This window comes from Streptomyces sp. NPDC046349 (assembly GCF_055587885.1).
This window is the reverse complement of record NZ_JBVJFK010000002.1, coordinates 52,761-64,846: the sequence shown is the minus strand read 5'-3', so window position 1 is coordinate 64,846 and position 12,086 is coordinate 52,761. Positions and strand designations below refer to the sequence as shown.

The window sequence follows — 12,086 nt, the reverse complement described above, 5'->3', positions numbered from 1 at the left end:
GTTCCGCGGGGTGCTCGTCGCGCCGACCCTAACGCGCGCCGGGGGCACGGCAAAGGCCCCCGACAGTCCGTGGTGCGGCGACGGCAGAGGCCCCCGGACGCACCGTGGTGCACCGAGGGCCTCGGGCCGCGAAGGGGAGGAGGAACAGGCCGGACCTACTTGTCCTTGCCGCCCTTGTCCTTGTCCCCGCCGGGGCCCATGGACTCGTAGATCTCTTTGCACATGGGGCAGACCGGGTACTTCTTCGGGTCCCGGCCCGGTACCCAGACCTTGCCGCAGAGCGCGACGACGGGGGTCCCGTCGAGCGCGCTCGCCATGATCTTGTCCTTCTGGACGTAGTGGGCGAAGCGCTCGTGGTCGCCGTCACCGTGCGACACCTGCGGCGTCGGCTCTACGAGGGTCCCCGTGCCAGTCCCGCGCTCGGGCTCAAGAGTGCTCATGAACCCAGGGTACTTAACCCCGCGCCGGTCAGTTCAGCGACGGGTCGTCCGGATAGGTGGCGACCATCGCCAGTTCACTGCGCTGGCGGCGCAGCACCGAGCGCCACAGCCGCTCCGGATCCGGCGACGACACGTCTCCCGGCTCCGACTCGACCACGTACCAGGCACCCTCGCCCAGCTCCTCCTCCAGCTGGCCCGGCCCCCAGCCGGAGTAGCCGGCGAAGATGCGCAGGCCCCCCAGGGCCGGGGCCAGCAGCTCCGGCGGCGCCTCCAGGTCGACCAGCCCGATCGCCCCGTGCACCCGGCGCCAGCCGAGCGGCCCCTCCTCGCCGGGGATGACGGCGAGCCCCAGCGCGGAGTCCAGCGCCACCGGCCCGCCCTGGAACACCACACCGGGGGCTCCGGCCAGGGGCGCCCAGGGCAGCAGGACGTCGCCGACGCCCACCGGGGTCGGCCGGTTGAGGACCACGCCGAGCGAGCCCTGCTCGTCGTGGTCGAGCAGCAGCACCACCGCGCGGTCGAAGTTCGGATCCGCGAGGGCGGGGGTGGCCACGAGCAGCCGCCCTGTGAGGGAGGACACCTCGGTCATGCCGCCATGATCCCCCACATCGCCCCTTTGCGGGGAGCCGGCGGGCAGATCGGACCGCCCGCAGCTCAGGGCGCACGGCGGCAGCGCGGAGCGCGCAGGGGCGGACCAGCCGGAACGCGACGCTCCGCCATGTGGTGGATACGGAGGGTGTTGTACCGAATTCATGACAGTCCCAGGGCCACGTCACCCTTACGAACAAGGGGGTGATGGCCCTTACCCTTTTCCCTGGTCCCCCTGCCCACCCTCTCCGGAACGCGAGATTCATGACCGGCATCAGTGACGATGTACTGCTTGTCCACGGCGGTACCCCGCTCGAGGGCGAGATCCGTGTCCGCGGTGCGAAGAACCTCGTGCCCAAGGCCATGGTCGCCGCTCTGCTCGGCAGCGAACCCAGCCGGCTGCGCAACGTTCCCGACATCCGTGACGTGCGTGTCGTGCGAGGTCTGCTCCAGCTGCACGGGGTGACGGTCCGACCCGGCGAGGAGCCGGGCGAGCTCGTGCTCGACCCCACCCACGTCGAGAGCGCGAACGTCGCGGACATCGACGCGCACGCGGGCTCTTCGCGCATCCCGATCCTCTTCTGCGGGCCCCTGCTGCACCGCCTGGGCCATGCCTTCATCCCGGGCCTCGGCGGCTGCGACATCGGCGGCCGGCCGATCGACTTCCACTTCGACGTGCTGCGCCAGTTCGGCGCGACCATCGAGAAGCGCGAGGGCGGCCAGTACCTGGAGGCGCCGCAGCGGCTGCGCGGCTGCAAGATCCGCCTGCCCTACCCCTCCGTCGGCTCGACCGAGCAGGTGCTGCTGACGGCCGTCCTGGCCGAGGGCGTGACCGAGCTCAGCAACGCCGCCGTGGAGCCGGAGATCGAGGACCTCATCTGCGTGCTGCAGAAGATGGGCGCCATCATCTCCATGGACACCGACCGCACCATCCGGATCACCGGTGTGGAGCGGCTCGGCGGCTACAACCACAAGGCGCTCCCGGACCGCCTGGAGGCCGCTTCCTGGGCTTCCGCGGCCCTCGCCACCGGCGGCAACATCTACGTGCGCGGCGCCCAGCAGCGTTCGATGATGACCTTCCTGAACACGTACCGGAAGGTCGGCGGCGCCTTCGAGATCGACGACGACGGCATCCGCTTCTGGCACCCGGGCGGCCCGCTCAACGCCATCGCGCTGGAGACGGACGTGCACCCCGGCTTCCAGACCGACTGGCAGCAGCCGCTCGTCGTGGCCCTGACGCAGGCCTCCGGCCTCTCGATCGTCCACGAGACGGTCTACGAGTCCCGGCTCGGCTTCACCTCGGCGCTCAACCAGATGGGTGCTCACATCCAGCTGTACCGCGAATGCCTGGGCGGCTCGGCCTGCCGCTTCGGCCAGCGCAACTTCCTGCACTCGGCGGTCGTCTCCGGCCCGACCAAGCTGCAGGGCGCCGACCTGGTCATCCCCGACCTGCGCGGCGGGTTCTCGTACCTGATCGCAGCGCTGGCCGCCGAGGGCACCTCGCGGGTCCACGGCATCGACCTGATCAACCGCGGCTACGAGAACTTCATGGAGAAGCTCGTGGAGCTCGGCGCGAAGGTCGAGCTGCCGGGCGGCGACCTCGTCTAGCCCCTTTGCCGTGCTGCCGTACGGACGCCGAAAGCCCCCCGGGCCCGCAAGGGCCAGGGGGGCTTTCGCATGCCCGCCGCGCCCTCGCCGCACCCCGCCGCGCCCCCCGGCGGCCCCCGTCAGGCCCTGGCACGGCCGTGACGGGGCCTGACGGGGCCTCACGGGCCCTCACGGGCCCGCCGGGGCCCCGCAACGGAGTCCGAGGCCGGGCGGCCCGCCCGAGCGGACCCCGGGCAGGCAGAAGGGCGGCCGCCCCGCCCGGGGTGGCCGCCCTTCACCGTTCTACGTACTACCTACTGCGTCTCTGCTGTGCTCGGCGTTCCACAGGCCTGTGCGGCCATCGGCGCCGGGGCAGGACTTACTTGCCCTTGGCGGCTTCCTTGAGCTTGGAGCCCGCGGAGACCTTCACGCTGTAGCCGGCCGGGATCTGGATGGGGTCGCCGGTCTGCGGGTTGCGCGCGGTGCGAGCGGCACGGTGGGTGCGCTCGAAGGTCAGGAAGCCGGGGATGGTGACCTTCTCGTCGCCCTTGGCGACAATCTCGCCGACGGTCTCGGCGAGCGCGGCCAGAACGGCGTCGGCGTCCTTGCGGGTCACCTCGGCGCGCTCGGACAGAGCGGCCACCAGCTCACTGCGGTTCATGTTGTACTCCCGTGTTCAACTTGCCTTAGAGGCGTGAGATCGAAGCCGATGCTGCCAGGGCCCTAGGACAGTCCCCGGACCCGGGTCTGAACGTCAGACCCTCTCGCCCGGTTACGCATCCTGCCCCCACCAGCGGCGGGAAAGCCAATCCGGCACCCGCCGGGGTCACACGAAAAGCGCCACAGTCACGCCCCGGTGACGCTCCGTCCGCACCCGTGGGATGCGAACAGCGGAGCTCGTTGGCATCCCCGCAACCCTAGAGGCGGCCCGGCGGGCCCGCATCTCCCGACGCGCCGGGGATCAGGGAGCCGTGAGGCCCGTCACAGGCCCGTTCTGCGCGGCCGAGGCGGCCTTGCGGACGGCGCCTGCCACCGCGCCGGCGACCTTGTCGTTGAAGACCGACGGGATGATGTAGTTGGCGTTCAGCTCGTCCTCGCCGACGACGTCGGCCAGCGCGGTCGCGGCGGCGAGCATCATGCTGGTGTTCACGGTGCGGGACTGTGCGTCCAGCAGACCGCGGAAGACGCCGGGGAAGACGAGCACGTTGTTGATCTGGTTCGGGAAGTCGGAGCGGCCGGTGGCGACCACGGCGGCCGTCTGGCGGGCCACGGCCGGGTCCACCTCGGGGTCCGGGTTCGCGAGCGCGAACACGATGGCGCCTTCCGCCATGGCGGCGACGTCCTCGCCGGACAGCACGTTGGGGGCCGAGACGCCGATGAAGACGTCGGCGCCGACCACGGCCTCCTTCAGAGTGCCCGTGTAGCCCTCGGGGTTGGTGTTGTCGGCGATCCACCGCAGCGGGGAGTCCGCGGCCGCGTCGACGAGGTCGGGGCGGCCCGCGTGCACGACGCCGTGGATGTCGGCGCTGACGGCGTTCTTCACGCCCGCCGCGAGGAGCAGCTTGAGGATGGCGGTACCGGCCGCGCCGGCACCCGACATGACGACCTTGACGTCCTCAACTGCCTTGCCCACCACGCGCAGTGCGTTGGTGAGGGCCGCGAGCACGACGATCGCGGTGCCGTGCTGGTCGTCGTGGAAGACGGGGATGTCGAGGGCCTCGCGCAGCCGTGCCTCGATCTCGAAGCAGCGCGGCGCGGAGATGTCCTCGAGGTTGATGCCGGCGAAGCCCGGAGCGATGGCCTTGACGATGGCGACGATCTCGTCGGAATCCTGGGTGTCGAGGCAGATCGGCCAGGCGTCGATGCCGGCGAAGCGCTTGAAGAGGGCCGCCTTGCCCTCCATGACGGGCAGCGCGGCCATGGGGCCGATGTTGCCCAGGCCCAGCACGGCGGAGCCGTCCGTCACGACTGCGACGGAGTTGCGCTTGATGGTGAGGCGGCGCGCGTCCTCGGGGTTCTCGGCGATCGCGGTGCACACGCGGGCCACGCCCGGGGTGTAGATCATCGAGAGGTCGTCACGGTTGCGGATGGGGTGCTTCGACGACATCTCGATCTTGCCGCCGAGGTGCATCAGGAACGTACGGTCGGAGACCTTGCCGAGGCTGACACCCTCGATGCCGCGCAGCTTCTCCACGATCTCGTCGGCGTGCGCGGTGGAGGTCGCGGCGATGGTGACGTCGATCCGCAGCTTCTCGTGGCCGGAGGCGGTCACGTCGAGGCCGGTGACCGAGCCGCCGGAGGACTCCACGGCGGTGGTGAGCTGGGAGACCGCGGTTCCGCTCGCGGGCACTTCCAGGCGGACCGTCATCGAATACGAGACGCTGGGCGCCGTTGCCATGGCCGTGTTTCCTCTTCTGTCCCTGGTTCGCTTAACACACAGGGCCCGCGCTCCGCAGCGGGTGGCGGCAGGACCTGTTGTCCGATCGTCCCACCTACCAGCCGGTACAAGGTAACCAGCTACAAAATTCGGAAAGACTCTTCCACCATACGAGAGATGTGGGGGGTTCGGAAATGGCGGGTCACACAAAACAGGTCCGCGCCCCCACCTGTGGGGGACGCGGACCTGGTTGTTCGACGCTTATGACACCGACCCGCCATGCTCGCCTCGCGGCAAGTGGTCGCTCTGAGCGACGAAGGTTGGGCCCGGGGGCTTGGATCGAGTCGGTGCCGTACCCAGGCTAACAAAGGATCGCCGAATGTGATCCCCCTGCTCGGGCTCGGTTCCGGGGACCACGCGCCTGGCCGCGGCCCATATGGCGGTACGCCGCTCCGAGCGGCCCGGACGGCCCCGCCGGGGACCTCGGGGCCGCCCGGGCGCGGCTACGGCAGGAGCAGCTCGGGGACCCCGTCGGCGTTCGGCTTGTCCTCTTCGGCGGAGACCACCGTCAGCTGCTGGGTGGCACGGGTCAGCGCCACGTACAGCACCCGCAGGCCCGCCGGGGACTCCGCCGCGATCTCCGCCGGTGAGACGACCACCGTGGCGTCGTACTCCAGGCCCTTGGCCTCCAGGCTGCCCAGGGCCACGGCCCGTCCGCCCAGGTCGGCGAGCCAGCCCGCGGCCTCCGTACGCCGGTCCATGGCCACGACCACGCCCACGGTGCCGTCCACCTGCTCCAGCAGCCGCCCGGTCTCCTCCCGCACCACGGCGCCCAGGTCGCCGTCGGCGGCCGTGAACCGCGGCTGAAGACCCGTGGAGCGCACCGCCGACGGCGGCTCCATGCCGGGCATCGCCAGGCGCAGCACCCGCGAGGCGACCTCGGCGACCTCGGCCGGGTTGCGGTAGTTGACCGTGAGCGTGAAGCGCCGGCGCGGCCGGGACCCCAGGGCCTCGTCGCGGGCGGCGGCCGCCTCCTCCGGATCCGTCCAGGAGGACTGCGCCGGGTCGCCGACGACCGTCCAGGTGCCGTGCCGGCCCCGGCGGCCCACCATCCGCCACTGCATCGGCGTCAGGTCCTGGGCCTCGTCCACGATGACGTGCGCGTACTCGGTGCGCTCCGCCGCGAGCCGCTCGGCCCGCTCCCACTGGGTCTCCTCGCGGGTGGGCATCAGCTCCTCCAGCCCGCTGAGCTGGTCCAGTGGGTCCATCTCCCGCTTCCGCTTCGGCCGGGCGGGAGCGCCGAGGAGTTGCTGGAGCTCGTCGAGCAGCGCCACGTCGTGCACCGAGAGGGGGCCCTTGCCGTCCGGGCCCACCCGGCGCAGCGAGCGGGCCAACTGGCGGGTCTCACGCGGGTTGAGGTCGCGGCGCGACCAGCGGCCGAGCTTGCGCTCGTCGGCCATCGCGGCGAGCACCCGGCGCGGGGTCAGCTCGGGCCACCAGGCGTTGAGGAAGTCGATGAAGACGTCCTCGGTGGAGACGTCCTCGTCGAACGCGGAGCGCAGCTCGGCCGCGAGCTCCGGGTCGCTGTGCCGGCCTGAGGCGCCGGTCTTGGCGTACAGGGCGTCGAGCAGCAGCTTGCGGGCGCGCGGGCGCAGCAGGTTCACGGGCGCGGTGCCGCCGAGCACGTTCTGCCGGATCCGGTTCAGCTCGGCGGCCTCCAGCTCCTGGCGGCGGCCGAAGGCCACCACGCGGAGCCGGTCGGGAGCCGGGCCCCGGCCGTCGCCGAGCTCCAGGGTGCCGCGCACGGCCTTGCGCAGGACCGACCGCATCCGGGAGGAGCCCTTGATCCGGGCCACGGCCGGGTCGTCGTACGTGGTCGCCTCGGCGCCGTCGACCAGCGAGCCGAGCGCCCGGATGGCGACCTGCCCCTCCTCGCCGAGGGAGGGCAGTACGCCCTCGGTGTACGCGACGAGCAGCGGGGTCGGGGAGACGATGAGGATGCCGCCGGAGTAGCGGCGCCGGTCCTGGTACAGGAGGTAGGCGGCGCGGTGCAGGGCGACGGCGGTCTTGCCGGTGCCGGGGCCGCCCGCGACCTCGGCGACGGAGGCGGCGGGGGCCCGGATGACCAGGTCCTGCTCGGCCTGGATGGAGGAGACGATGTCGCGCATGGAGTGCGTGCGGGCCCGCCCGAGCGCGGCCATGAGCGCGCCGTCGCCGATGGCGGGGAGCTCGCGGCCGTCGAGGAACGCGGTGACCTCGGGGCGCATCAGGTCGTCCTCGACGCCCAGCACCTTGCGGCCCTTGGAGCGGATGACGCGGCGGCGCACGACGCGGCCCGGGTCCTTGGGCGTGGAGCGGTAGAAGGGTGCGGCCGCCGGTGCGCGCCAGTCGATGACCAGCGGCGCGTAGTCGGAGTCCAGGACTCCGATGCGGCCGATGTGCAGCGTTTCGGCGATGTCGGCCGTGAGGTCCTCGCGGATCGCCTCGTCGGCGGGCTCGACCGAGGTGTACGCGCCGTCCGGACCGCGCTCCCCGTCCTTGCCGAGCACCAGGTCGATGCGGCCGAAGAGGAAGTCCTCGAACTCGTTGTTCAGCCGGTTCAGGTGGACGCCGGCCCGGAAGACCTGCGCGTCGCGCTCGGCCAGGGCTCCGGGCGTACCGACCTGGCCGCGCTGGGCGGCGTCGTTCATGAGGAACTCGGCCTCGTGGATCTTCTCCTCGAGGCGTCGGTACACCTGGTCGAGGTGCGTCTGCTCGACCGCGATCTCCCGATCGCGGACGGAATCCGCCGTGCTGTCGACAGCGGCATCCTGCGCGGCCACCAAGGCCCCCTTCTGACGTGCATGGGCGACCGTCAACCGTACGCGAACCGGCCCCCTGTGCGCACGCCCGTTCCGGAACGGGTCTCGCTCAGTGATACGCCGGCTACCGGGATCCGGACGCCAGGAGCCGTCGGCGGTGGCGGGCGACGCGTTCGCGGTTGCCGCACAGCTCGCTGGAACACCACCGGCGGCGGTGACCCCGGGAGGTGTCCAGGTAGACGCGGGTGCAGCCGTCGCCCGCGCAGGCCCGCAGCAGGGCGCGGTCGCCGGGGTCGGTCAGCAGCTCCACGGCGTCGCGGGCGACGGCCGCGAGCAGCGCGCCGCATTCCACGCCGCCGCACAACTCCCGTACGAGGTGCCCTTCCTGGTCCCGTACGGCGCACAGGCCCGGGGGTGGTCCGGCGGCCAGCGCGTTGACCCGGGCGAGGGCGCCCTCGTCGGGCTCGCTCCCGGACAGCTCCGCCCGGACGAGGGCCTCCACGTCGGCGCGCAGGGCGCGGAAGGACTCGGCCCAGTCGGCGCCCACCCGGACCAGCGGCGTCCTGTCTGGCACGAGCCCGGCCCCGGCGAGCCACAACCGAAGCTCGTCGCCGTCCGGGATCCCCTCGTGCGGGGCGAAGGTGGCCACCAGGTCCAGGCAGACCCGCCCGGAATCGAACCGCATGTCCGTCACCGCCTCGCGTCGTCGGGCGCCTCCCCAGAGTGCCCGTCCGCTGCCCGCGGGGGAAGCCCCCGAACCGGTGGGTCCACCACCCGGCCCCACCGGCCGTCGAGGCACGGGGTCCGGGGTGGTGCCCCGGGGACCCGGCTCCGCGGCCCTCCGCCGCGCACTCCCCGGCCACCGCTGGGAGGTGCCCCCGGCGGGGCTGGAAGTGCCGGGCGCGGCTGGACTGCGGCGGTGCGCCCGCTCAGGGAGCCGGCGGGTTGTCGTGCAGGATCCGCTGGAAGAGGCGGTGGTCGCGCCAGGCGCCGTTGATGTGCAGGTAGCGCGGTGCGAGTCCGTACTGCTCGAAGCCGGCCTTCGCCAGCACCCGCTGCGAAGCCAGGTTGTCGACGAGGGTCCCGGCCTCGACCCGGTGCAGCCCCAGCTCGTCGCGGGCGATCCGGCAGACCTCCTGGGCGGCGGCCGTGGCCAGGCCCTTGCCGCGGCAGGCCTCGTCCACCCAGTAGCCGAGCCCACCGCTGCTCAGCGGCCCGTGCTGGATGTTGCCGAGGTTGATGGTGCCCAGCGGTGCGCCGCTCGCCAGGTCCACGAACACGAACGGCAGCAGTCGCCCGGCGTCCCGGGACTGGAGCTGCTGCCCGATCCGCTCCCGCTGCCCCGGCTCGGTGTAGAAGGCGTCGGGCCGGACCGGCTCGAACGGCGCCATGCAGGCCCGGTTCCGCGCGAACGCCTCGGCCAGTCCTGCGGCGTCGTCCAGTGCGACGCCCCTCATCTCCACCCCGTCAATGATCATCCCGACACGATAAGGGCTGTCCCGTCATTCCCGACGGGCGCACGACGACCGCCGGGGCGCCTCGCGGGGTCGCCGGACGCCCGGATACCCGCGGTATGAAGACGCTCGTCCGCCTCGCGATGCACCGCATCCGAGGCGCGCCGATCCACCGGGGATGAGGGGACGGCCCGTCAGCCCAGAACTCCCCTGGCCGTCGCCGCCGCGTCCCGCGGGAGTTCCCCGTACTTGTCGTCGCCGCCGGCGTCCAGCGACAGCCGGTAGCCGCGCTTGACCACCGTCTGGATGAGGTTCGGCGCCCCCAGCGCCGCCCGCAGCCGGGCCATCGCCGTCTCCACGGCGTGCTCGTCGCGGCCCGCGCCCGGCAGGGCCCGCAGCAGTTCCGCGCGGGCCACCACCCAGCCCGGCCGCCGCGCCAGGGCGTGCAGCAGGGCCATCCCGGCGGGCGGTACGGGCCGCAGTTCCGCGTCGAGGAGGACGGCGTGCCCGCGGATCTCCATCCGGTGCCCGGCCACCGGCAGTACCCGGGCCCGGCCGGGCAGCTCCTGGCAGAGCAGCTGCACCAGCGGGCCCAGCCGGAACCGTTCCGGCTGGACCGTGTCCACGCCGAGCGCCTGGAGCGGCAGCGCGGTCACCGGCCCGACGCACGCGGACAGCGGCCCGCCGCGCAGCGCGTCGACCACGGCCTCCCGCATCCCCCGCTCTCCGGCCCGGGACAGCAGCGAGGCGGCCGCGGGGGCCGAGGTGAAGCTGACGGCGTCCACCGCACCGCCGACGACCGCGTCCAGCAGCCGGTCCAGCGGTGCGAGGTCCTCCGGGGGCATCCACCGGTACACCGGGACCACCACCACGTCGGCCCCGCCGGCCTTCAGCGCCTCGACGAAGCCGGGCAGCGGCTCCCCGTGCAGTTGAAGGGCGATCCGCCGGCCGGCGACCCCGGCCGACAGCAGCCGGTCCAGTACCTCGGCGAGCGATTCCGACTGCGGGGACCACGCCTCCACGAGCCCCGCGGCCCGGATGGCGCCCTTCACCTTCGGACCGCGCGCCAGCAGTTCGGTGGAGCGGAGCGTCTCCAGGAGTTCCTCGCCGACCCCCCAGCCGTCGGCGGCCTCGACCCAGCCGCGGAAGCCGATGGCGGTGGTGGCGACGACCGCGTCCGGCGGGCAGCCGACCAGCTCCTTGGTGGCGGCCAGCAGTTCGCTGTCGTCGGCGAGCGGGACGATCCGCAGCGCCGGCGCGTGGAGCACCGACGCGCCGCGCCGCCGCAGCAGCGCGATGAGTTCGTCCGCGCGCCGTGCGGCGGTGACCCCGACGGTGAAGCCTGCGAGCGGGCGGGGGTTCCTGTCTTCCATCGTGACCTGCCTACTGACGCATGTGGGGGCGGTACGGGTGGACCGAGCCTGCCAACTCGGCGTGTCGGACTCGGTTCACCCGTATTTCGCCCCGGTTACACCGACGTGAGCTGGGGTTTCGCCGGGGCCTCGGCCGTGTGGATCACGGGGGCGGCCGAGCGGCGAAGGTATACCGCCCACGTCACCGCGCAGCACAGCGCGTAGAAGCCGAGGAAGGTGACGAAGGCCGTCGTACCGGATCCGGAGGTGCGGAACGCCTCCCGGAAGACCAGGTTGATGCCCAGGCCGCCGAGCGCGCCGACCGCACCGATCAAGCCCATGGAGGCCCCGGAGAGCCGTCGTCCGTACGCCGCCGCGCTCTCGCCGCTCATGCCGCGCGCCAGTGCCTTGGCCTGGAAGATGCCCGGGATCATCTTGTACGTCGAGCCGTTGCCGAGCCCGCTCAGGACGAACAGGGCCACGAACCCGACGAGGAAGACCGGCAGCGAGGATCGCTGCGAGGCGTACACGACCACCCCGGTCGCCGCGGCCATCGCGACGAACGTGCCCAGGGTGATGCGCGCCCCGCCGAAGCGGTCCGCCAGCGCCCCGCCCACCGGCCGGATCAGCGAGCCGAGCAGAGGTCCGATGAAGGTCAGCGAGGCCGCCTGGAGCGGGGTGCGCCCGAACTGGGTCTGGAGGACCAGTCCGAAGGCGAAGCTGTAGCCGATGAAGGACCCGAACGTCCCGATGTAGAGGAACGCCATGATCCAGGTGTGCGCGTCCTTCAGGGCCTCGCGCACCGCGCCGGTGTCGTTGCGGACGGGCGCCAGGTTGTCCATCCGTACGGCGGCCAGCACCGCGGCGATGACGATCAGAGGGATGTAGGCGCCCAGCAGCAGCCGCGGGTGGCCGGCTCCGGCGGTGGCGATGACGAGCAGGCCGGCCAGTTGGACGACGGGCACGCCGATGTTGCCGCCGCCGGCGTTCAGGCCGAGCGCCCAGCCCTTCTTCCGCAGCGGGAAGAAGGCGTTGATGTTGGTCATGGAGGAGGCGAAGTTGCCGCCTCCGACGCCGGTCAGGGCGGCGACGAGCAGGAAGGTCCCGTACGAGGTCCCCGGCTCCATCACGACGATCGCGGCGACCGTGGGGGCGAGCAGCAGCAGCGCGCTGAAGACCGTCCAGTTCCGGCCGCCGAAGCGGGCGACGGCGAAGGTGTACGGCACGCGCACGAGGGCGCCCACGAAGGTCGCCGTCGCGATCAGGAAGAACTTCCCGGCCGGGTCGATGCCGTACTCGGGGCCCATGAAGAGGACCATCACGGACCAGAGGGACCAGATGGAGAATCCGATGTGCTCGGAGAGCACGGAGTACAGCAGGTTGCGGCGGGCGACCCGCTCCCCGGTCTCTTTCCAGAAGGTCTCGTCCTCGGGATCCCACTGCTCGATCCAGCGGCCCCGCTTGCGCGGTGCGGTACCGGTCATCAC

Annotated in this window: 10 protein-coding genes; 1 reads left to right on the top strand and 9 read right to left on the bottom strand. The window is 72.4% G+C overall.

Annotation, left to right across the window (positions count from 1 at the left end):
- Window positions 1-155: 155 nt before the first annotated feature.
- Together ACZ6JS_RS03975 and ACZ6JS_RS03970 are read right to left on the bottom strand one after the other, a co-directional pair.
- The gene (locus tag ACZ6JS_RS03975; protein ID WP_030010729.1) at window positions 156-440 is read right to left on the bottom strand and encodes a DUF3039 domain-containing protein; all 285 of its coding nucleotides are present in this window, start codon (window positions 438-440) and stop codon (window positions 156-158) included.
- A 28-nt stretch (window positions 441-468) separates the two neighbouring features.
- Complete coding sequence (locus ACZ6JS_RS03970) at window positions 469-1,029, bottom strand: YqgE/AlgH family protein (RefSeq protein WP_030847446.1); 561 nt, start codon at window positions 1,027-1,029, stop codon at window positions 469-471.
- A gap of 263 nt (window positions 1,030-1,292) precedes the next feature.
- Here ACZ6JS_RS03970 and murA point away from each other — a divergent pair, with 263 nt between their 5' ends.
- Entirely contained in the window at window positions 1,293-2,636 is a 1,344-nt protein-coding gene (gene murA / locus ACZ6JS_RS03965; RefSeq protein ID WP_030771691.1) for a UDP-N-acetylglucosamine 1-carboxyvinyltransferase, read from the top strand.
- Window positions 2,637-2,994: 358 nt separating this feature from the next.
- Here the strand turns inward: murA and ACZ6JS_RS03960 are convergent, their stop codons facing one another.
- The 7 genes from ACZ6JS_RS03960 to ACZ6JS_RS03930 form a co-directional block, all read right to left on the bottom strand.
- Window positions 2,995-3,276: an HU family DNA-binding protein gene (locus ACZ6JS_RS03960; protein ID WP_007264399.1), complete on the bottom strand. Its 282-nt coding sequence runs from the start codon at window positions 3,274-3,276 to the stop codon at window positions 2,995-2,997.
- Between the two features lie 300 nt (window positions 3,277-3,576).
- Entirely contained in the window at window positions 3,577-5,013 is a 1,437-nt protein-coding gene (locus tag ACZ6JS_RS03955) for an NAD-dependent malic enzyme (protein ID WP_030847449.1), read from the bottom strand.
- Window positions 5,014-5,495: 482 nt separating this feature from the next.
- On the bottom strand, window positions 5,496-7,814 hold the full coding sequence (locus ACZ6JS_RS03950; protein ID WP_469295613.1) for a HelD family protein: 2,319 nt from the start codon (window positions 7,812-7,814) through the stop codon (window positions 5,496-5,498).
- Between the two features lie 103 nt (window positions 7,815-7,917).
- Window positions 7,918-8,478 (bottom strand): CGNR zinc finger domain-containing protein, encoded by a 561-nt coding sequence (locus ACZ6JS_RS03945; RefSeq protein WP_469295612.1) that lies wholly within the window; start codon window positions 8,476-8,478, stop codon window positions 7,918-7,920.
- A gap of 244 nt (window positions 8,479-8,722) precedes the next feature.
- Window positions 8,723-9,271 carry a GNAT family N-acetyltransferase gene (locus ACZ6JS_RS03940; RefSeq protein ID WP_469295611.1) on the bottom strand — a complete coding sequence of 183 codons (549 nt, stop codon included), beginning with the start codon at window positions 9,269-9,271 and terminating at the stop codon, window positions 8,723-8,725.
- A 170-nt stretch (window positions 9,272-9,441) separates the two neighbouring features.
- On the bottom strand, window positions 9,442-10,620 hold the full coding sequence (locus ACZ6JS_RS03935) for a uroporphyrinogen-III synthase (RefSeq protein ID WP_469295609.1): 1,179 nt from the start codon (window positions 10,618-10,620) through the stop codon (window positions 9,442-9,444).
- A 95-nt stretch (window positions 10,621-10,715) separates the two neighbouring features.
- A complete protein-coding gene (locus ACZ6JS_RS03930) occupies window positions 10,716-12,083 on the bottom strand; it encodes a nitrate/nitrite transporter (RefSeq protein ID WP_469295607.1) in 1,368 nt (455 codons plus the stop codon).
- Between the last annotated feature and the right edge of the window lie 3 nt (window positions 12,084-12,086).

Bases quoted from the DNA above. Each gene is read 5' to 3' on its own strand.
- murA (WP_030771691.1), top strand. From the start codon at position 1,293: ATGACCGGCATCAGTGACGATGTACTGCTTGTCCACGGCGGTACCCCG.
- ACZ6JS_RS03955 (WP_030847449.1), bottom strand. From the start codon at position 5,013: ATGGCAACGGCGCCCAGCGTCTCGTATTCGATGACGGTCCGCCTGGAA.
- ACZ6JS_RS03970 (WP_030847446.1), bottom strand. From the start codon at position 1,029: ATGACCGAGGTGTCCTCCCTCACAGGGCGGCTGCTCGTGGCCACCCCC.
- ACZ6JS_RS03960 (WP_007264399.1), bottom strand. From the start codon at position 3,276: ATGAACCGCAGTGAGCTGGTGGCCGCTCTGTCCGAGCGCGCCGAGGTG.
- ACZ6JS_RS03940 (WP_469295611.1), bottom strand. From the start codon at position 9,271: ATGATCATTGACGGGGTGGAGATGAGGGGCGTCGCACTGGACGACGCC.
- ACZ6JS_RS03975 (WP_030010729.1), bottom strand. From the start codon at position 440: ATGAGCACTCTTGAGCCCGAGCGCGGGACTGGCACGGGGACCCTCGTA.
- ACZ6JS_RS03945 (WP_469295612.1), bottom strand. From the start codon at position 8,478: ATGCGGTTCGATTCCGGGCGGGTCTGCCTGGACCTGGTGGCCACCTTC.
- ACZ6JS_RS03930 (WP_469295607.1), bottom strand. From the start codon at position 12,083: ATGACCGGTACCGCACCGCGCAAGCGGGGCCGCTGGATCGAGCAGTGG.
- ACZ6JS_RS03935 (WP_469295609.1), bottom strand. From the start codon at position 10,620: ATGGAAGACAGGAACCCCCGCCCGCTCGCAGGCTTCACCGTCGGGGTC.